At 61.7% G+C, this 20,359-nt stretch carries 18 protein-coding genes; 10 read left to right on the forward strand and 8 right to left on the reverse strand.

What is annotated here, in order from left to right:
• Positions 1-183 precede the first annotated feature (183 nt).
• Together ACR0EF_RS04115 and ACR0EF_RS04120 are read left to right on the forward strand one after the other, a co-directional pair.
• Entirely contained in the window at positions 184-693 is a 510-nt protein-coding gene (locus ACR0EF_RS04115) for a CarD family transcriptional regulator (protein WP_093961789.1), read from the forward strand.
• Positions 694-819: 126 nt separating this feature from the next.
• Positions 820-1,581 carry an ion channel gene (locus ACR0EF_RS04120; RefSeq protein ID WP_170357534.1) on the forward strand — a complete coding sequence of 254 codons (762 nt, stop codon included), beginning with the start codon at positions 820-822 and terminating at the stop codon, positions 1,579-1,581.
• Here ACR0EF_RS04120 and cobS read toward each other — a convergent pair.
• Entirely contained in the window at positions 1,578-2,342 is a 765-nt protein-coding gene (gene cobS, locus ACR0EF_RS04125) for an adenosylcobinamide-GDP ribazoletransferase (RefSeq protein ID WP_170371247.1), read from the reverse strand. The two genes, ACR0EF_RS04120 and cobS, sit on opposite strands and share 4 nt — an antisense overlap.
• A 79-nt stretch (positions 2,343-2,421) precedes the next feature.
• Between cobS and cobT the strand changes: the two genes are divergently transcribed.
• Positions 2,422-3,435: a nicotinate-nucleotide--dimethylbenzimidazole phosphoribosyltransferase gene (gene cobT, locus ACR0EF_RS04130; protein ID WP_170371246.1), complete on the forward strand. Its 1,014-nt coding sequence runs from the start codon at positions 2,422-2,424 to the stop codon at positions 3,433-3,435.
• Between the two features lie 27 nt (positions 3,436-3,462).
• Here the strand turns inward: cobT and ACR0EF_RS04135 are convergent, their stop codons facing one another.
• Positions 3,463-5,340 (reverse strand): monovalent cation:proton antiporter-2 (CPA2) family protein, encoded by a 1,878-nt coding sequence (locus ACR0EF_RS04135; RefSeq protein WP_170371245.1) that lies wholly within the window; start codon positions 5,338-5,340, stop codon positions 3,463-3,465.
• 19 nt (positions 5,341-5,359) lie between these two features.
• On the reverse strand, positions 5,360-5,815 hold the full coding sequence (locus tag ACR0EF_RS04140) for an Lrp/AsnC family transcriptional regulator (RefSeq protein WP_093961793.1): 456 nt from the start codon (positions 5,813-5,815) through the stop codon (positions 5,360-5,362).
• Positions 5,816-5,960: 145 nt separating this feature from the next.
• Between ACR0EF_RS04140 and hppD the strand changes: the two genes are divergently transcribed.
• Positions 5,961-7,058 (forward strand): 4-hydroxyphenylpyruvate dioxygenase, encoded by a 1,098-nt coding sequence (hppD, locus tag ACR0EF_RS04145; RefSeq protein ID WP_170371244.1) that lies wholly within the window; start codon positions 5,961-5,963, stop codon positions 7,056-7,058.
• Between the two features lie 61 nt (positions 7,059-7,119).
• On the opposite strand, the gene ACR0EF_RS04150 is transcribed toward hppD, so the two are convergent.
• Complete coding sequence (locus ACR0EF_RS04150; protein ID WP_170371243.1) at positions 7,120-9,150, reverse strand: hypothetical protein; 2,031 nt, start codon at positions 9,148-9,150, stop codon at positions 7,120-7,122.
• A 164-nt stretch (positions 9,151-9,314) separates the two neighbouring features.
• Here ACR0EF_RS04150 and ACR0EF_RS04155 point away from each other — a divergent pair, with 164 nt between their 5' ends.
• Positions 9,315-10,010 carry an SIMPL domain-containing protein gene (locus tag ACR0EF_RS04155; RefSeq protein WP_170371242.1) on the forward strand — a complete coding sequence of 232 codons (696 nt, stop codon included), beginning with the start codon at positions 9,315-9,317 and terminating at the stop codon, positions 10,008-10,010.
• 2 nt (positions 10,011-10,012) lie between these two features.
• On the opposite strand, the gene ACR0EF_RS04160 is transcribed toward ACR0EF_RS04155, so the two are convergent.
• From ACR0EF_RS04160 to ACR0EF_RS04170, 3 genes are all read right to left on the reverse strand, one after another.
• Complete coding sequence (locus ACR0EF_RS04160) at positions 10,013-10,723, reverse strand: GNAT family N-acetyltransferase (RefSeq protein WP_170371241.1); 711 nt, start codon at positions 10,721-10,723, stop codon at positions 10,013-10,015.
• Positions 10,724-10,729: 6 nt separating this feature from the next.
• On the reverse strand, positions 10,730-12,022 hold the full coding sequence (locus ACR0EF_RS04165; protein ID WP_170371240.1) for an O-acetylhomoserine aminocarboxypropyltransferase/cysteine synthase family protein: 1,293 nt from the start codon (positions 12,020-12,022) through the stop codon (positions 10,730-10,732).
• 72 nt (positions 12,023-12,094) lie between these two features.
• Positions 12,095-13,090 (reverse strand): hypothetical protein, encoded by a 996-nt coding sequence (locus tag ACR0EF_RS04170; RefSeq protein ID WP_170371239.1) that lies wholly within the window; start codon positions 13,088-13,090, stop codon positions 12,095-12,097.
• A 151-nt stretch (positions 13,091-13,241) separates the two neighbouring features.
• On the opposite strand from ACR0EF_RS04170, the gene ACR0EF_RS04175 reads away from it, so the two are divergent.
• The 3 genes from ACR0EF_RS04175 (at position 13,242) to preA (ending at position 16,742) form a co-directional block, all read left to right on the forward strand.
• Positions 13,242-13,874 (forward strand): cupin domain-containing protein, encoded by a 633-nt coding sequence (locus ACR0EF_RS04175; RefSeq protein WP_170371603.1) that lies wholly within the window; start codon positions 13,242-13,244, stop codon positions 13,872-13,874.
• A gap of 159 nt (positions 13,875-14,033) precedes the next feature.
• The gene (locus ACR0EF_RS04180) at positions 14,034-15,368 is read left to right on the forward strand and encodes an NAD(P)-dependent oxidoreductase (RefSeq protein ID WP_170339638.1); all 1,335 of its coding nucleotides are present in this window, start codon (positions 14,034-14,036) and stop codon (positions 15,366-15,368) included.
• A 69-nt stretch (positions 15,369-15,437) separates the two neighbouring features.
• Positions 15,438-16,742 (forward strand): NAD-dependent dihydropyrimidine dehydrogenase subunit PreA, encoded by a 1,305-nt coding sequence (gene preA / locus ACR0EF_RS04185; RefSeq protein WP_170371238.1) that lies wholly within the window; start codon positions 15,438-15,440, stop codon positions 16,740-16,742.
• Between the two features lie 43 nt (positions 16,743-16,785).
• On the opposite strand, the gene ACR0EF_RS04190 is transcribed toward preA, so the two are convergent.
• Positions 16,786-17,394, reverse strand: a complete 609-nt coding sequence (locus ACR0EF_RS04190; protein WP_170371237.1) for a TetR family transcriptional regulator C-terminal domain-containing protein — start codon at positions 17,392-17,394, stop codon at positions 16,786-16,788.
• 171 nt (positions 17,395-17,565) lie between these two features.
• Between ACR0EF_RS04190 and ACR0EF_RS04195 the strand changes: the two genes are divergently transcribed.
• Both ACR0EF_RS04195 and hydA read left to right on the forward strand, forming a co-directional pair.
• A complete protein-coding gene (locus ACR0EF_RS04195) occupies positions 17,566-18,816 on the forward strand; it encodes a Zn-dependent hydrolase (RefSeq protein ID WP_170371236.1) in 1,251 nt (416 codons plus the stop codon).
• A gap of 72 nt (positions 18,817-18,888) precedes the next feature.
• On the forward strand, positions 18,889-20,343 hold the full coding sequence (hydA, locus tag ACR0EF_RS04200) for a dihydropyrimidinase (RefSeq protein ID WP_170371235.1): 1,455 nt from the start codon (positions 18,889-18,891) through the stop codon (positions 20,341-20,343).
• Positions 20,344-20,359 lie beyond the last annotated feature (16 nt).

Consider the following 20,359-nt stretch of genomic DNA (forward strand, 5'->3'; position numbering starts at 1 on the left):
GGTGTCGTAATTTTGTGATATACTCTTAAGGCAAATGATGATCGAGATGGGGACGACTCCGTAAGTATGCTCACTTTGGAGTTCTGAGTTTTTGACATGTAATCAGCCTGACAGGGGTCGCGGGTGACCCCGGTTAGGTTTTTTGTCGCTTTTTTCCCGCTCTGCAACCAAGGAAACACGTGCATGACAAAGTCGAAGAAGCTTGAGTTCCGTCCGAACGACTATGTTGTCTACCCTGCACATGGGGTCGGGCAAATCATATCGATTGAAGAACAGGAAGTCGCTGGATACTCGCTCGAGCTGTTCGTCATCTCATTCGAGAAAGACAAGATGACCCTGCGGGTGCCGACCAACAAGATCACTGAATCCGGCCTGCGTTCGCTGAGCTCGCCCGATGTGATCAGCCAGGCGATGAAGACTCTGAAGGGCAAAGCCAAGGTAAAGCGTGCCATGTGGTCGCGCCGGGCGCAGGAATACGAACAGAAGATCAATTCGGGTGACCTGATCTCGATCGCCGAGGTGGTGCGTGACCTGCACCGCACCGACGACCAGCGTGAGCAGAGCTATTCCGAGCGTCAGCTCTATGAAGCCGCGCTTGAGCGTCTGACGCGCGAAGTTGCGGCCGTGTCCGGTTCGGACGAAATCGCTGCGGCCAAGCAGGTGGACGAAGTCCTGACCTCGCGCGCGGCCTGATCGGGCTTTGAAGCAACACCAAAGGGCCGCTCTGGTTTCAGAGCGGCCTTTTTCATGCCCGATCGCTTGGTTCGCGCCGCCTTTCCCGCTAATTTCCCTGTTATTGGAACCGTATACGGGTCAGTCATGAAGCAGACGGTCAAGGCACTCTATATCGGCAGAGGGGCGGTTTCGGTCTGGTTCCGGTACTGTCTGATCCTGTTCGACCTTGCCTCGATCGTGTTTTTTGTGGCGACGGCGAACATTCCGCACGGCCCAGGATTGATTGCAGTCAGTTGGGCGGTGGGGCTGATCATTCTGCTGGATTTCTCGGCTCGGATGTGGATCGCGAAAGACCGCAAGAAGCTGCTGTTCAAAATCTACACGCTTGCGGATCTGGTCGTGATCGCCTCGCTGATCCTTGACCCCTTCCTGACCGGCAGCCTTGCGTTCCTGCGGATTCTACGCGCGCTGCGGCTGATCCATTCCTATCACCTGTTGCATGATCTGCGCCGCGACAGTGAGTTTTTCCGAACCCACGAGGATGCGGTCATCGCGGCCGTGAACCTGCTGGTGTTCATTTTCGCAACATCCACCGCCGTACTGGTTTTCTATATCCCCGAGGACAGCCAGACCCCGTATATCGATGCGCTGTACTTCACGATGGCGACACTGACCACGACGGGTTTCGGCGACATTACACTGAACTCTCCGGGCGGCAAGCTGTTTTCCGTGTTCATAATGGTGGTCGGTGTGGCGCTTTTCGTGCGGCTGGCTCAGGCCATTTTCATGCCACAGAAAGTACGCCACAAATGTCCCAATTGCGGCCTGTTTCGGCACGACCCGGATGCCGTCCACTGCAAGCACTGCGGTGAGACACTGCGGATCAAAACCGGCGGTGTCGGCTAGAGCAGGGCGGCAACGGCCAGCAGGAAAGCAACCTCGGACAGCTGTTGAGAAGCCCCCAGGATATCACCGGTCTGACCGCCAATCTTGGTTTTGGCTATGATTGCCAGACCCACGGTTGCGGCTGCCGCACAGGCGACGGGCAGAAGGGCGGTCCAGCCCAGAAGGGCCAGAGAAAAAACGAAAGCCAGCCCGAGACCGGCTGCAACCGACAAAGGCGGAGGAGCGCCGACGCTATGGCTCAGACCGCTGCCGCGGGCGTTCGGCAGGCCCGCCATCAGTGGTGGCATCACCGCTCGGGAAATCACAGCCGCCGCCAGTATTCCGGCCGGACTTCCTGCCGCCAGTAGTGTTGCGACCGCCGAGATCCTGAGCAGTTGAATGACCAACAAGGCCAACACCCCGTAGGTGCCGATATGGCTGTCCTTCATGATCTCGAGTCTGCGTTCGGGTGTATATCCGCCCCACAGCCCGTCCGCGGTGTCGGCCAGCCCGTCCTCGTGCATGGCGCCGGTCGCTGCGATCAGAACGGCGACAGCAAGGACTGCGCCGACTGTCCCGGAAAGGCCCACGGCCATCGCAGACCAGCCTACGATGCAGCCCAAGCCGCCAACGACCAGCCCGGCCGCAGGATAGGCCCAAGCGGCTTTGGACTGTCGCTCGAAGAGCGATTTGGGCAGCACGGGCAGTGGCAGCCGTGTCAAAAGAACCAGAACCAGCGGCACGTCCCATGGCGAAAAGGTTCGAGTGTCGTTTTTGTGCACTTGCGCGCCTTTCGAGGGGTTGTTGCTTTGCCTGCTTCGGTTAAACACGCAGGACCACTCCGATGCAACGAGGCTTTGAATGCTGCCTGAACTCAATGATCTGAATACCTTCCGCGACGCCTTGCGCAATGTCCCGGGCCCGGATGAGGCTGCAAAGCAAGGGGCTGCCGACCGCAACGGACAGCTGACCAAGCCGCCGGGTGCGTTGGGCCGGCTCGAAGATCTGGCGATCTGGTATGCCGGTTGGCGCGGGGATGCCCGACCGCAGATTGAGGCACCTCAGGTGATTGTATTTGCCGGCAATCACGGCGTGACGGCGCAGGGTGTTTCGGCCTTTCCGCCCGAAGTTACGGTTCAGATGGTCATGAACTTCGAGCACGGAGGCGCGGCCATCAACCAACTGGCCAAGGCGGCCGGGGCCAAGATGACGGTACACGCGCTGGACCTGGATCGGCCGACGGCCGACTTCACAAAGGCCCCGGCAATGTCCGAGGACGAGCTTCTGACCGCTTTGCAGACCGGCTGGAACGCCGTTGATCCCACCGCAGACCTTCTGGTCGTGGGCGAAATGGGCATTGGTAACACCACCCCTGCAGCGGCCATCGCCTGCGCGTTGTTTGGCGGAGAAGCCGCCGATTGGACCGGGCGCGGAACCGGTGTGGACGATGCTGGCCTTGCCAACAAGACGCGCGTCGTGGCCGAAGGTGTTGCGCTGCACAGAGCATCGGACGACGGGCTTGAGATCCTGCGGTGTTTGGGAGGGCGCGAGATCGCGGCCATGGCAGGGGCCATTGCAGCCGCTCGAATTCTGCGCATCCCGGTCATTCTGGATGGGTTCATCTGCACCTCGGCTGCGGCTTGCCTCGATCGTCTGGCGCCGGGCACGCTGGACCATGCCGTTGCTGGCCACCAGAGTGCGGAAGGTGCGCACGCAGCCATGCTGACCAAGCTGGACAAAGCGCCCTTGCTGAGCCTCGGGCTGCGGCTGGGCGAAGGGTCGGGGGCTGCGCTGGCCATCAACATCCTGAAAAGCGCCGTCGCTTGCCATTCGGGTATGGCCACTTTTGCCGAAGCCGGTGTGTCGGACGGTTGAGCTCGGCTGACCCGGGAGATCCCCGGGTTAGGCCGACTTCTTTTCGTTCTTTTCGGCCAGTTCCAGCAGGGCGGTCTCCAGGTCTTTCTCCAACTCGCGCGCGCGTTCGATGTACTTCTTATTCTCGGCTGTCGGCATGCCGGGAACCCAGAGTTCGGCCAGTTCGCGAATTGCCTGCCGATCGTGATGATAGAAGGTCTGCTGTGCTTGCGCGGCCTCGTATTCGCTCAAACCAATGTTCTCCAGCACATAACGCCCGGCCCGCAGAGAGCTGTCGAACAGCTCACGCACGATGTCATCAGCGCCGGCCTGATACAGCTCGTATACATGGGTCCGGTCATGCGCGCGCGCGACGATGTGAAGGTCGGGGCGCTGCCGGCGGGCGTAGCCGACCAATCGGGTCACTTCCTTGCGGTTGTCCATCGCAGCCACCAAAACGGAAGCCTTCTCAAGACCTGCGGCCCGCAGCAACTCGGGGCGCGTCGGATCACCCAAGAATCCTTTGACGCCGAAACGACGCATCAGTTGGATCGTTTCGATATTGTGGTCCAGCACCACCGTCTTGAACCCGCTGGCGCGCACCAGCCGGTTGACGATCTGTCCGAACCGCCCAATTCCCGCAATGATGACGGGTCCTTTTTCGTCTATTTCCTCGGGTTCAACCTCGGGTGAGTTGTCGCGGATGTGGCGCGAAAGGTAGTCATAGATGATGAACAGAAGCGGTGTGATCAGCATCGTCAGGGCAATGATCATCAACAGCTTCTGCGACAGGGCCGGGGGAATGACATTTTGCTTGGTCGAAAAGGCCAGCAGCACGAAGCCGAACTCACCCGCCTGAGCCAAACCCAGCGTGAACAGCCAATGGTCGCGGCCGCGCAACTTGAATGCACGACCAACGGCATACAGGATCAGGCCCTTGACCAGGATCACCAATAGGGCCAGCCCGATCAGGTCGAACGGGTCGTTGAAAAAGTACCCTATGTCGATCCCGGCCCCGACCGTGATGAAGAACAGGCCCAGCAGCAATCCCTTGAACGGCTCAAGGTCGCTTTCCATTTCGTGCCGGAACTCGGAACTGGCAAGAACGACGCCAGCGAGGAAGGCGCCCAACGCCGGGGACAGGCCCACCAGCGTCATCAGGAACGAGATCCCTACTACGATCATCAGGGCCAACGCCGTGTACATCTCGCGCAGGCGGGTGGTGTGGATGAATCGGAACAAGGGACGGGTCAGGTAGACGCCGACTACGATCACGAATGCGATCGCGCCCAATGTCACCAGCGTCACCGCCCATCCGGGCAGGCCATCGACCAATGATAATGTATGGTGCGCGTCGCCGTGCCCGTCGCCGCCGCGCGTGATTGATCCGTCATCCTCGATAAAGATGCTGGCCGGCATGGCCAACAGCGGCAGAAACGCCAGGATCGGGATCACGGCGATATCCTGCGTCAGAAGGACCGAGAACGTGGATCGTCCGCCGTTTGTGCGCATCAAGCCCTTTTCCGACAGCGTCTGCAGCACGATGGCAGTTGACGATAGAGACAGTGTAAGTCCCACGGCCAAGGCAACTGACCACGGTTGACCAGTGTAGAAGGTAACTGCTCCAATCACGACCGTAGAGACCGAGATCTGTAGTCCGCCAAGCCCCAACAACCGGTGTCGCATATCCCAAAGTGCGCGGGGCTCAAGCTCGAGCCCGATCAGGAACAGCATCATGACGACGCCAAATTCCGCGACATGCTGCAAGTCCTTGGTTTCCGCACCCACGAGCCCAAGGATCGGGCCGATGGCGATACCGGCGGCGAGATATCCGAGGACAGACCCCAGCCCAAGCCGCGCCGACAGGGGGACGGCGATCACGGCGGCTGCCAGATAGATCGAAGCCTGATACAGGAACTCGTTCATCTTCTTCCTTTCCTTGCCGTCAGGTCGGCAGCGGAGCGTCGCGTTTCAGCTGGTCCATCACGATCTGGCTTTGCACCCGTGCCACCGCAGGATGGGGCAGTATCACCTCGTGAAGCAAGGTGTTCAGCGCGGAAAGATCCTCGCAATAGACATGGAGCAGATAGTCTGCCTCGCCAGTCATCGTCCAGGCGCTGGTGATTTCCGGGCGGGTTTCCACCATGCGCGCAAAACTTGATGATTGTTCGGGGCCGTGGGTGCCGAGGTGAACCTGTACGAATCCCTGAACCTGCAGCCCAAGTTTGCGCGGGTCGAGCCGCGCCGCGTAGCCAGTGATATAGCCCTCGGCCTCCAGCCGCTGACGGCGGCGCCCGGCCTGACTGGGGGACAGGTTCAGCATTTCGCCCAACTGATGCGCGGTCAGGTGCGCGTCTTTTTGCAGCGCGGCCAGAAGGCGAGTATCGGTTGCGTCCAGCATGTGCGGAGATTCTCACAATTTTCGGGTTTTGGTGCGGAGATTTCGCAGGCTTCTGTAGTTTACATGAAAAGAATGCGCAAAAACAGCGCTGAAAAAGGCGTATTCTTGAATCAGCAAAGAATTTCCTGTTTCAAGAGGACAAGCCATGGGCCCTTTCCCGCACAACGCCCCGAAATCCGTGATCAGCGCCGAGAACCCTGCCGGCACCGACGGCTTCGAATTCGTCGAATTCGCCCATCCCGAGCCGCAGGAACTGCGCTATCTTTTCGCCAAAATGGGTTTCGAAATGGTTGCCCGCCATAAGGACAAGCCGTCGATCGAGCTGTGGCAGCAGGGCGACATCACCTATATTCTAAATGCTGATCCCGACAGTTTTGCCGCGAAATTCGTGGCCGAGCACGGCCCCTGCGCCCCGTCGATGGGGTGGCGCGTGGTCGATGCGCAAAAGGCGTATGACCATGCGGTGTCGAAAGGGGCCGAGCCCTATGAGGGCGCCGACAAAACCATGGACGTGCCCGCGATCAAGGGCATCGGCGGGTCGCTGATCTATTTCATCGACCAGTATTACGAAACCTCGCCCTACAATCAGGAATTCGAGTGGCTGAAGCAGTCTAAGCCGCGCGGCGTCGGTTTCTATTACCTCGATCACCTGACGCACAATGTTTTCAAGGGCAACATGGACAAGTGGTTCAAGTTCTACGGCGATCTGTTCAACTTCCGCGAAATCCGTTTCTTTGACATCCAGGGCAAATATACCGGCTTGCTCAGCCGTGCATTGACCTCGCCCTGCGGCCGTATCCGGATTCCGATCAACGAAGACCGTGGCGAGACCGGTCAGATCGTATCCTACTTGAAGAAGTACAAAGGCGAGGGCATCCAGCACATCGCCGTCGGCAGCGAGAACATCTATGACTCGACCGATGCAATCGCTGAACGCGGCCTGAAGTTCATGCCCGGTCCCAACGATGCCTATTATGATATGTCCTTCGACCGCGTGAAGGGCCATGACGAGCCGGTGGACCGCATGAAAAAGCACGGCATCCTGATCGACGGTGAAGGCGTGGTGGACGGCGGCGAGACCAAGATCCTGCTGCAGATCTTCTCGAAAACCGTGATTGGTCCGATCTTCTTCGAGTTCATCCAGCGCAAGGGTGATGACGGCTTTGGCGAGGGCAATTTCAAGGCTCTGTTCGAGTCGATCGAGCGCGAACAGATTGAATCCGGAGAGATTTCTGCCGCCTGAAGAAGACCCAGAATTTGGAACCCAGCCTACCGGGTTCCAATTTTCCGAAACGCGGCGCGCTTTACCCGCGCGGCATCTTCAACGTGACGTTGCGGCCGCCTTTCTGATAACGAAGCTCGCTGTCGCCAATCGCGACGACTTTGCCGCCGTCAATCCGATCTCCCACTTTCAGCTTCTTGTACCGACCGCTTGGTAGCCGGACCAAGGCACGCCGATTGGCCGGCGTACCGTAAACGCCGATCAGGTTCAGACGCCGCAGATTCAAAGCATTGTCAATCGTGGCTTGGCGCGCCACCGAGGCCCGGCTGGGTATCTTGGGTGCGACGGTTGTGGGTTTGAACGATCCCGCTTCATCGTCATCCGCCTTTGCTACCGCTGCGGTCGACCCCAGAGTGGCCGAGCCGGTTGTTGCTTTTCGGGCCGCCAGAGCGGCCACGGTCGACGGACGAACGCGGGGGCGAGGGACGCGCACCACGGCCAATGCGGTTGGCGTGCGGTCCACCGCCTCGCGCTCTTGGATAGACGCCGGCCTGGATTTCGGACGAATGACCGCCAGCTCGTCCACCGTCCGGCCGCCCAACTGCCCACGCTCAAAGTTCTCAACCAGCGTTTCAGGGCGCAGGCGCGGACGCAGGCCGGCCAGCCTTGTGTCGTCGTCTGTGACAGTCGGGTCGGTTTCGAACCTGACCGGCACCTGGGGGGGAACCGACGATGGGCGGCCGAGGAACACGAGGATGCCGTCCGGGTTCAACGTCCCTTCGGGTGTCGGAGTGACAAGGCCACGGTCATCAAGGTCAAAACGACTGCCCGCGGCATTGGGCAGACCAACAGTGGCCACCGGCTCGTCGGTATCAAAGCTCTCTTCGGCAGGAAGCGCCACGGCATCCTGCGACAGCTCCGCGTGATCGACGGACGACAGGTATACGTCCTCGGGCACCTCGGGGTCTGGCACCGGCAGCGGATCGGGCGCGGTGATCGTCAGGCCAGAGGCTTCTTCGAAATCCTCGACACTTTCCGGATCGCGTTCGACCTGCTCGACGGGCGAGGGCGCAACATTCAATGCTTCCAGAATTGCCTGATCCGTCGGCGTCAATTCGGGGGGCGTGGGTGTCTCCGGCTCGACCAGGGGCGTGCTGGCTTCAAACGTCAGGTCTTCGTCGGCCATTGCCTCGGGGTCGGGCGTGTCCTCGGGCTCAGGAGCGACTTCTGCAAGTCCTTCAGCTTCGGTCTTGGTCAGCGGTGGGGCAGCGATAGAAACTGGCGCAGGTGCCGTTTCGACGACCGGCGCAGTCGCCACAGGGCTGCCAGTTTCGTCTGACCCCGACCAGATCAATGCGACAACGGCCAACGCGACGGCGCCCGCCGCAGCGGCACCAATGTAGCGAACCGGTATGCCGGAGTTTGATGCCGCAGGATTCTGTGAGGCGGTTTCAGTCGCTTCTATCGGCGATACGAATACGTCCGGCTGAGCCGGGTCAGCAATCGGATGCGCCTGAGGCGAGGGGGCCGGATCGGGTTCCGATGCCTGCGAAGCTTGAGGCGCGGGATCTGCGTCTTCGGCCGGCGCGACAGTATCAATCTCCTCGGCCGGTGGCTCGGGCGGTTGTGTGACGGATGTCGCGCGCTCAGCAAACTCGAACTCTCCGGTACCGGTCCAAGGCGCATCGGGGGCCAGTGTTGCAGCGAACCGAACAGGCACGAACCCGTAGCGACTGGCAAAGGCTCGGGCCTCTTCTACTGTCTCTTTCGCCACCGCAGCTACCAGAAGATCCGACCCATCCGCACGGAGGTCATACATCAACTCGGCAATCTCACAGCCCGTGGCCTGAGCCAATTCCGCCTCGACCACTTGCGTCACGTCGGAGTCGTCTGGGCTGGCGACCGTGAGGTAGCGCACGTGGTCCGAAGGAATCACGACCGTACAGCTCAGGTCATTGGCCAGCGCGAAACCTCGACCGCGAAGCTCGTTCAGCTGTTCGGAAAAATCCGGCGCGTCCAGTGATACGGTACCGATGCCAAACCATTCGTCATCCGAATGGTGCAGCAGAGTGATCCCGTTATCCGAAAGAGACAGCGCAAAAGCGGGTTTCATTATTCAAGGGTGCCGTAATTGTCTGAACCAAAGCAAACGCCCTTGCGTCCGCGCACCGAGATTAAAGCAGGAACCCGCCGAGGGAAAGGAAAAGGCAAAATCTCCCCTTGTCCGGCGAAGGCTTGCCAACCCATCTTTGATCTCAGAAAACAGGAGAGATCACATTGAAGACATTTGCTTTTTTGGCGGCGGTATTGGCGGCGACAGTTGCCGTGGCCGCCCATGCGGAAGAACGTCGCATCCAGGTTTATGGGACCGGAACAGCCGAGGCCGCGCCGGATATGGCAACCATCACGGTGGGGGTGACAAATCAAGACGCGCAGGCTTCGGCAGCAATGCAGGCGACCTCGGACGCGGTTGCCACCGTCCTGAGCCGCCTGAGTGAGATGGGGATCGAATCGCGCGACCTGCAGACCCGCGATCTGTCTCTGTCCCCGGTCTGGTCCGGACGGGGCAACGCGGATGGCGAAGCACCGAGGATCACGAGCTTCGTTGCGTCGAACCGTGTGTTCGTGCGGGTCAGAAATCTGGATGATCTGGGGCAGATCATGGATGCGGTCATTCAGGATGGTGCGAATGATTTTGGTGGTTTGACCTTCACAGTTCAGGATCCCAAGCCGCTTGAAGCGAAGGCGCGCGCCCAAGCCGTCGCCGATGCGACAGCCAAGGCCGAACAATTGGCTCAGGCCGCCGGTGTCACCTTGGGTTCAGTCGTGTCGATCAACGAGCAGGGAGGGGGCATTCGCCCAATGCCCCAGATGCGCGAGATGGCCATGGCCGATTCGGGCGGGGTACCGGTCGCCGGTGGCGAGGTTTCGGTTTCGGTCACCGTGTCGATGGAGTTCGACATTTCCGAGTGACCTCAGCTTTCGCTGCGGGCCGTCAGCGGTTTCCGCTGTTGGCCCGTGGCATCGAAATTCTCAGGTGACAGCCAGGTTTCGAACGCCTGCCGGATGCGTGGCCAGTCCGTGTCGACGATCGAAAACCACGCCGTGTCGCGGTTGCGCCCCTTGTAATGGGTGGCTTGCCGAAATTCGCCTTCAAAGACAAAACCCAACCGTTCGGCGGCCCGGCGCGACGGGGCATTCAGCGCATCGCATTTCCATTCGTAGCGGCGATAGCCCAACTCATCGAACACGCGGCGCATCATCAGAAACATCGTTTCGGTCGCGACCGGCGTGCGCTGCATCAACGGCGAGAAATGGATGTGTCCCACCTCAATCGCGCCCGCATTGCGGTCGATACGCAGGTAGGACGCCATCCCGACGGGCTGTCCGTCTTGGTCCAGAACCGTGTGGAACAGCGGATCGTCCCCCGTGCAGGTTTGGGCCAACCAGGCGGCGAACTCGGCTTGCGAGTCGAACGGGCCGTAGGGCAGGTAGGTCCAGTTGCGCCTGTCGGTATCGGCGGCAAACGCCCGGAACAGGCCGGGCGCATGCGCATTCATATCCAAGGGCACCACGCCGCAAAACCGCCCCTGCATGGGCGCACGGGGCGGGGCCGGGCGCGGAAACTCCCCCGCAACCGGCAGGCCCACGGGCTGGCCCAATGCATTGATCCGGTGCCCTGGCATTTCGGACTAGGCGCAAGCCTTGGACAGCGCCTGATCAAGATCGGCGATCAGATCGTCGGCATCCTCGATCCCGATCGACACCCGCACCACGTTCGGTCCGGCGCCGGCGGCCTCTTGCTGTTCGGGGGTCAGTTGCCGGTGCGTGGTCGAGGCCGAATGGATGATCAGCGACCGCGCATCGCCCAGGTTGGCGACGTGGCTGAAGATTTCCAGCGCGTTCACCAGCTTGACGCAGGCGTCATAGCCGCCCTTGACCGCAAAGGTGAACAGGGCCCCGGCGCCTTTGCGGTAATGCTTCTTGACCCGGTTGTGATATGGCGACGAGGGCAGGCCCGCATAGGTCACATAGTCCACGCGGTCGTCTTTCTCGAGCCAGGCGGCGATCTTTTCGGCGTTTTCGACATGGCGCTGCATGCGCAGGCTCAGCGTCTCGATCCCCATCAGCGTGTAATGCGCCGCCTGCGGGTTCATCGTCATGCCCAGATCGCGCAGGCCCACGGCGATACCGTGGAAGGTGAAGGCCAGCGGGCCGAAGGTTTCGTGGAACTTGAGGCCGTGATAGGCAGGCTCCGGCGCGCTGAGCGAGGGAAACTTGTCATTGGCGGACCAGTCGAACTTGCCCGAATCCACGATGCAGCCGCCGGTCACCGTGCCATTGCCGGTCAGGTACTTGGTGGTCGAATGCACGACCAGCGTGGCGCCATGCTCGATCGGGCGGCACAGATAGGGGGTGGCCGAGGTGTTGTCGACGATTAGCGGAATACCGGCGGCATCGGCCACATCGGCCAGTGCGCGGATATCGGTGACATAGCCGCCCGGATTGGCGATGGATTCGCAGAACACCGCGCGGGTATCGTCGTCGATGGCGGCCTTCACCGCATCCAGATCATCGGTATCGACGAACTTGGCTGTCCAGCCAAAGCGCTTGATGGTCTGGCTGAACTGCGTGACCGTCCCGCCATACAGCCGGGTCGAGGCGACCACGTTGCAGCCCGGCCCCATCAGCGGGAACAGCGCCATGATCTGCGCCGCGTGCCCCGAAGAGCAGCACACCGCGCCAACGCCACCTTCCAGCGTCGCCACCCGTTCCTGCAGAACTGCCACCGTGGGGTTGGTCAGGCGCGAGTAGATATAGCCGACCTCTTGCAGGTTGAACAAAGCGGCCGCGTGATCGGCATCGCGGAACACATAGGCCGTGGTCTGATAGATCGGGGTCTGGCGCGCGCCGGTCGCCGGATCAGGGCGGGCGCCCGCGTGAATTTGCAGCGTGTCAAAACCATAGGTGGGGCCGTCGGACATCCGTCACTCTCCTGTTGGGAATATGCGTCGCAGAATCTCTAGGCGATTGCCGGGCCCGGCACAATGTCCGCGTCAGCGCAGCCACAGCCCCTTGTTCTTGATGACCTTGCGGATGGCCTGTTCGCGCTGGGGCAGGTTGTCCCGGTCGAACATGGCGCGGATCTTGGCGCCCTTGCCCTGATAAACCAGCCGTTTCAGCGGATCATAGTTCTTGAGCACCTTCTTGACCTTGTTGGGCGCGGCAACGGTTTCCAGCACCTCGACCACCCGGTCGCTTTCGCGCGCATAGAGCAGCGGGAACAGGCGATAGTGGCAGCTGACCGAGCCATCCAGCAGGCCCACGGGCAGAACATCGCGCCCGCCGCCAAGCGCGTGGACGACCAGCGGAAGCGCCGCCTGATCCAGCCACGGGTCCAGGTTCTGGCCGGTCAGGGCGGGGATCTCTTCATCCCGGATCGTGCGCGCATAGTCCAGAAACCGTGCGCCGAATTGGCGGGGGCATTTGTAGAAGAAATAGCCCGCATTGAAATACAGGTACCGCCGCCAGTATTCCGCCGGTTGGGTCGGGTCGATCGAGCTTTGGAAATCCAGCCCGAACCGGTCATAAAGCGCCCGCCAGATGCCGTCGAAGCCAGGCCCGTACAGGGTTGGCTTGGGCCAGGTGCCCTCGACCTTCTGCGATGCGCCGGGCCGGTCGAAATCGAACGGCACCGCGGCTAGGTCGCCGGTGATCAGCGTGTCGGTGTCGAAGAACACAAAGGGCTCACCCTCGGGCAGGGCAGCCAGCGCTTCGATCTTGTTGCCGTAGGGATAGCTTTCGCCGAACACCTCGGACGAAAAGGGCAGGATCTCGGCATCGAGCTGTTTCAGCGCCTTCAGAACATCCTCGTTGCGGATGCTCGGGTCCTGACTCCAGCGCGGGCCGGGTTGTGGAACGCCCACGAACAGGCGGCCCGAAAATCCGGGCGCGGAATGGCGCAGCGAGGCGGCGAACAGAACGGCTTCGTATTGTAGGCGGTTGTTCTGCCCGATGATCAGGATGTTGAATTTCTGCCGGTCTGCCTGCATCTGCGCCTTCCGTTCGGGGCGCTTGCCCGCCCCTTGCCGTTGGTTTCGACCTACAGCATCGCGGAACCTGCGTCAAAACCGTTGACGCCCCGTGTTTGAAATCGGGCCCGGCGCGCCCATGTTGATGGAGAGGATCAGACAGGAGCGCGACATGCGGATCAATGCGGATTTCACCCAGCGGGTGGCGGTTCACTTCGACCAGACCGAGTGGGTGGCCTCGCCCGCCGAAGGGGTCGAGCGCAAGATGCTGGACCGGATCGGCGACGAGGTGGCGCGCGCCACGACCATCGTGCGCTTTGCCCCCGGCAGCGCCTTTGCCGCCCACACCCATGACGGGGGCGAGGAATACCTGGTTCTGGACGGCGTGTTCCAGGACGAGACCGGAGATTTCCCGGTGGGCAGCTATGTCCGCAACCCGCCGACCTCGTCGCATACGCCCTCGGCCAGCCAAGGCGCGACGATCCTGGTCAAACTGCACCAGTTCGACCCGAACGACCGCACCACCGTGCGCCGCTCGATCAACGGTGCGGACCACGTGCCGCTGTTCAAGGACGACCATGAAGCGGTCGAAATGCGCAGTTGGCCGCCGGGTCAGGTCGTGCCGATTGACGCGCCCGGCGGGGCCGAGGTCTTCGTGATCGACGGCGGTTTCACCGAACAAGGCGAGGAATTTGCGCGATGGGACTGGCTGCGGCTGCCGCCCGGAACGCGCACCGAATTGGGGGCAGGACCGGATGGCGCCCGCGTCTGGGTGAAATCAGGGCACCTGTCCGGCATGGTCTGAGGCCGGTTTCGCCTGAAAAACAGGCAAGTGCCGCCAAAAACCGGGTCATTCGGCCCGGTTTTCTCTTTTTTGACCAATTGGCAAATTTTACCAATTGATAAAATTTTTGTTTGTGGCAAGCTGGTCTCAATAACAAACATATCTACAGGGAGTAGAGTGATGGCACAGGGCCAGATGGCACCCGGCATCGTCGCCGGACGGCTTTCCAGCGATGAGCTGACCTCGAATTTCACCGATCTGCATCCGCCTCTGGCGCCGCACGAGGCTGCTGTGGCGGCCGATCGGTGTTATTTCTGCTATGACGCGCCGTGCGTGACGGCCTGCCCGACCGACATCGATATTCCGCTGTTCATCCGGCAGATTCAGGCGGGACAACCGGAATCGGCGGCCAAGACGATCCTCGATCAGAACATTCTGGGCGGCATGTGCGCCCGTGTGTGTCCGACCGAAACGCTGTGCGAGGAAGCCTGCGTGCGCGAAACAGCCGAGGGCAAGCCGGTCGAGATCGGGCGCTTGCAGCGGTATGCGACCGACACGCTGATGCAGGCCGGTGTGCACCCGTTCACACGCGTGGCCCCCACCGGCAAGACCGTTGCCGTGATCGGGGCAGGGCCGGCGGGGCTGGCCTGTGCGCATCGGCTGGCGATGTTGGGCCATGACGTGGTTATCCATGAGGCGAAACCCAAACCCGGCGGGCTGAACGAATACGGGATCGCCGCCTACAAGGCGACCAATGACTTTGCCCAGGCCGAGGTGGACTGGCTGCTAAAGATCGGCGGCATCGCGATCGAAACCGGATCGGTCCTGGGCGACACGATCTCGTTGGACGGATTGTTGGAGGCCTACGACGCGGTCTTCCTGTCAATCGGCCTTGCAGGCGTCAACGCCTTGCGCGCGCAAGGGTCGGACAAGGACGGCGTCAGGAATGCTGTCGACTTCATCGCAGATGTTCGGCAAGCATCCGATTTGGCAAAACTGCCGGTAGGCCGAAATGTGGTGATTATCGGCGGTGGAATGACGGCCGTGGATGCCGCGGTGAAATCCAAGCTGCTGGGGGCCGAACATGTGACCATCGCCTATCGCCGCGGTCGTGACGCAATGGGCGCCAGTCGCTACGAACAGGATCTGGCCGCATCCCACGGCGTCCGAATTCTGTGCAACGTCCAGCCCGTTGCCATCCATGGCAACGGAGCGGCGGCCGAGATCGAATTGGAGTATACTGCCACCGTAGATGGCACGTTGACCGGCACGGGCGAAACCATTCGCCTGCCTGCGGATCAGGTTCTGAAGGCCATCGGTCAAACCTTGGATGGTGCTCCGGAAGGTTTGGAACTCGACGGCAACAAGATCGCCGTTGACGCTACCGGCCGCACCTCGGTTCCCGGGGTCTGGGCCGGCGGAGACTGTGCCGCAGGTGGCGAGGATCTGACCGTGACCGCAGTGGCCGAGGGCCGCGATGCCGCGATGGACATTCACGCCAGCCTGAGTGCCTGAGCGAGGCGTCGGCGCGTGAATATGTGTGACAAGACGAAGATGCATCTTCGCATCAGGGAGGCCGGATAAATGGCTGATTTAAAAACGAACTTTCTGGGCATCGAAAGCCCCAACCCCTATTGGCTGGCCTCGGCGCCGCCGACCGACAAGGAATACAACGTCCGCCGCGCCTTCGAGGCCGGATGGGGCGGCGTCGTGTGGAAAACGTTGGGATCCGAAGGGCCGCCGGTGGTCAACGTGAACGGCCCCCGTTACGGGGCGATCTACGGGGCCGACCGGCGTCTGCTGGGCCTCAACAACATCGAACTGATCACCGACCGACCGCTCGAGGTGAACCTCGAGGAGATGGCCCGCGTCAAGGCGGATTACCCGGATCGCGCCCTGATCGCCTCGATCATGGTGCCGTGTGAGGAGGAGGCCTGGAAAGCCATCCTGCCGCGCGTCGCTGAAACCGGCGCCGACGGGATCGAGTTGAACTTCGGCTGCCCGCACGGGATGAGCGAGCGCGGCATGGGCTCGGCCGTGGGGCAGGTGCCCGAATACATCGAAATGGTCACCCGCTGGTGCAAGAAATACTATGACCGCCCGGTGATCGTGAAGCTGACGCCCAACATCACGGACATTCGCAAGCCGGCGGCTGCGGCCAAGAATGGCGGGGCCGATGCGGTGTCGCTGATCAACACGATCAACTCGATCACCAGTGTCAATCTGGACACGTTCAGCCCTGAGCCTTCGATCGACGGCAAAGGCAGCCACGGCGGCTATTGCGGCCCGGCGGTCAAGCCCATCGCCCTGTCGATGGTCTCCGAGATCGCCCGCGCCGAGGCGACCCAAGGCCTGCCGATCTCGGGCATCGGCGGGGTGACCACATGGCGCGACGCGGCCGAGTTCATGGCGCTGGGCTGTGGCACGGTGCAGGTGTGTACCGCGGCGATGACCTTTGGGTTCAAGATCATCGACGAACTGACGGCGGGCCTGTCGCAGTGGATGGACGAGAAGGGATACTCCAACGTCTCGGAAATCGTCGGGCGGGCCGTCCCGAACGTGACCGACTGGCAGTATCTGAACCTGAACTACGTCGCCAAGGCCAAGATCGATCAGGATCAGTGCATCAAGTGCGGCCGCTGCTATGCGGCCTGCGAGGATACCAGCCATCAGGCCATTTCGATGTCGCCCGACCGCTTGTTCGAGGTGATCGACGAGGAATGCGTGGCCTGCAACCTGTGCGTGGATGTCTGCCCGGTCGAGGGCTGCATCTCGATGGTGCCGATGGCGGCGGGCGAGGTCGATCCGCGCACCGGCAAGGTGGTTCAGTCGGACTATGCCAACTGGACGACCCACCCGAACAACCCGATGGCCAAGGCCGCCGAGTGACCGGCGTCAGATCACCAAAAGGGGCCGCGCTGCGGCCCTTTTTTCATGGGGTCAGCAATTTACGGTACAGGGTGTCGATGAAAGGCGCGGCCCCTTCGAACGGGTCTTCGTCGCCCAGGATCGCGCGCACCTGAACATCAAAATCCGCATAGTGCTGGGTCAGCGCCCAGATCGAAAAGATCAGGTGATGCGGGTGCAGGCGGGCGATTTTTCCCTGGTCCATCCAGTGCGTCAGAATGGTTGCCTTCTGATCGACCAGCGCCTTCAGATCGTTCGACAGGGCGTCATGGATGCGAGGCGCGCCCTGCACCAGTTCGTTCGCGAACAAGCGGCTTTCGCGCGGCAACTCGCGGCTCATCTGCAGCTTGCGCTTGATGTACGAGAGGATCTCCTCCATCGGCTCGCCGTTTTCGTCAAGGTCGTGCAACGGCGCCAGCCAAGTATCTAGCAGTCCGGATAGAAGCGCAGTGTGGATCGCCTCTTTTGACGGGAAATAATACAAAAGGTTCGGCTTGCTCAGCCCGGCTTCGGCCGCGATCTGATCGACGGTCGCCCCGCGAAAGCCGTGGGCCGAAAACACGTTCAGCGCGGCCTCGAGAATCGCGGCGCGGTTCTTTTTCTGAATTCGGGTCGGGGCGCGGTCTTTGGGCATGTATGCAGGGCGTCTCTTTTTCGAACAAGCAGGTGTTGAATATGCCGATTTTTGCATCGGTGCGATGCAATTTCTTGACTGATGTCGAACCCGTGATAGCGTGAGTTTGACCAGATGGTCAAATCAAGACACCAAAAGCGAGCCAAATCGCAAGCAACAGGGAAGACGAACATGGCAGCTCCGGCGCAGAATCTCAGGATCAACGGCGACAGGTTGTGGGACAGCCTGATGGAGATGGCCAAGATCGGCCCGGGCGTTGCCGGCGGCAACAACCGCCAGACCCTGACCGACGAGGATGCCGAGGGCCGCGCGCTATTCCAGAAATGGTGCGAAGAGGCCGGCTGTACCACGGGCCTTGACCAGATCGGCAACATGTTCGCCATACGCCCCGGCACCGACCCCGATGCGCTGCCGGTCTATGTCGGTTCGCACCTGGATACGCAGCCGACGGGCGGCAAGTATGACGGGGTGCTGGGGGTTCTGGGCGCGCTCGAGATCATTCGCACCCTGAACGATCTGGGCATCAAGACCAAACACCCGATCGTGGCCACCAACTGGACCAACGAGGAGGGCACGCGGTTCGCCCCCGCCATGCTGGCTTCGGGCGTGTTCGCGGGGATGCACACGCAGGACTGGGCCTATGACCGCGAGGATGCCGAGGGCAAGAAATTCGGCGACGAATTGCAGCGCATCGGCTGGCGCGGTGACGAAGAGGTCGGGGCCCGCAAGATGCATGCCTTCTTTGAGTTGCATATCGAACAGGGCCCGATCCTCGAGGCCGAAGGCAAGGATATCGGCGTCGTCACGCATGGGCAGGGCCTCAGCTGGACCCAGGTGACCGTGACCGGCAAGGACGCGCATACCGGATCGACCCCGATGCCGATGCGCAAGAATGCCGGGCTGGCGATGGCGCGCATTCTTGAAAAAGTGGACGAGATCGCCTGGTCGCACGCGCCTCATGCCGTCGGGGCTGCCGGGCATATCGACGTCTATCCGAACTCGCGCAACGTGATCCCGGGCAAGGTGGTGTTCACGGTCGATTTCCGCTCGCCCGAGTTGGATGTCATCAAGGACATGGAGAACCGCCTGCGTGTCGCCGCCGAGGACATCGTGGATGAGATGGGCCTGCAGGTCGAGTTCGAGAAGGTCGGCGGGTTCGACCCGGTGAAATTCGACGAGACCTGCGTCGCCGCCGTACGCAACGCGGCCGAGCGGCTGGGCTATTCCCACACCAACATCATCTCGGGCGCGGGGCACGATGCCTGCTGGATCAACCGCGTGGCGCCGACCGCCATGGTGATGTGCCCCTGCGTGGATGGCCTGAGCCACAACGAGGCCGAGGAAATCAGCAAGGAATGGGCAACCGCCGGGGCGGATGTTCTGTTCCACGCGGTCGTCGAAACCGCCGAGATCGTGGAGTAGCCGGGGCCGCACGCCCCCAATCCGCCGGAAAGCCAACGGAGGCGCAACAGACGCGCCCGCAGGGAGTTGAACATGAGCACAGTCATCAAGAACGGAACCGTCGTCACCGCCGATCTGACCTACAAGGCCGACGTCAAGATCGAAGGCGGCGTGATCACCGAGATCGGGCCGGATCTGAAGGGCGACGAGCAACTGGACGCGACCGGCTGTTATGTCATGCCCGGCGGGATCGACCCGCACACGCATCTGGAAATGCCGTTCATGGGAACCTATTCCAGCGATGACTTCGAAAGCGGCACCCGCGCGGCGCTGGCCGGCGGCACCACGATGGTGGTGGATTTCGCGCTGCCGAACCCGGGCGAAAGCCTGCTGGATGCGCTCAAACGCTGGGACAACAAATCGACCCGCGCCAATTGCGATTATTCCTTCCACATGGCCGTGACCTGGTGGGGCGAGCAGGTGTTCGATGACATGAAGACCGTCATCGAACAGCGCGGCATCAACACGTTCAAGCATTTCATGGCCTACAAGGGCGCCCTGATGGTCAATGACGACGAGCTGTTTGCCTCGTTCAAGCGGCTGGCCGAGCTGGGCGGGATCGCGATGGTCCATGCCGAGAACGGCGACGTGGTGGCCGAGTTGCAGGCCAAGCTGTTGGCCGAAGGCAATACCGGCCCCGAGGCCCATGCCTATTCGCGCCCGCCGCAGGTCGAGGGCGAGGCCACCAACCGCGCCATCATGATCGCCGACATGGCCGGTGTGCCGCTCTATGTGGTGCACACCTCGTGCGAAGAGGCGCATGAGGCCATCCGCCGGGCCCGGATGCAGGGCAAGCGCGTCTGGGGCGAGCCGCTGATCCAGCACCTGACGCTGGACGACAGCGAATATGCGCATCCCGATTGGGACCACGCCGCGCGCCGGGTGATGAGCCCGCCGTTCCGCAACAAGCAGCACCAGGACAGCCTGTGGGCGGGGCTGCAGTCAGGCTCGCTGAGCGTGGTGGCCACCGATCACTGCGCCTTCACGACCGAGCAGAAACGGTTCGGCGTGGGCGATTTCACCAAGATACCCAACGGCACGGGCGGCCTTGAGGATCGGATGCCGATGCTGTGGACCCATGGCGTGGCGACCGGGCGGCTGACGCCGAACGAATTCGTGGCCGTGACTTCAACAAATATCGCCAAGATACTGAATTGCTATCCAAAAAAAGGTGCCGTTCTGGTGGGCGCAGATGCCGATCTGGTGGTGTGGGACCCGGACAAGACCAAGACCATCAGCGCGGCGACGCAGCAGTCGGCGATCGACTACAACGTGTTCGAGGGGCACGCGGTCAAGGGCCTGCCGCGCTTTACCCTGACCCGTGGACAGGTCGCGGTGCATGATGGCGAGATTCGCACGCAGGAAGGCCATGGCAAATTCGTCGCGCGCGAGGCCAACACCACCGTGAACAAGGCGCTGAGCACCTGGAAAGAGCTGACCGCCCCGCGCCCGGTAGAGCGGTCGGGCATCCCGGCGACGGGGGTATGATGCACGAAGGTTACCG

The sequence above is a fragment of the Ruegeria sp. CG8 genome (genome assembly GCF_056537165.1).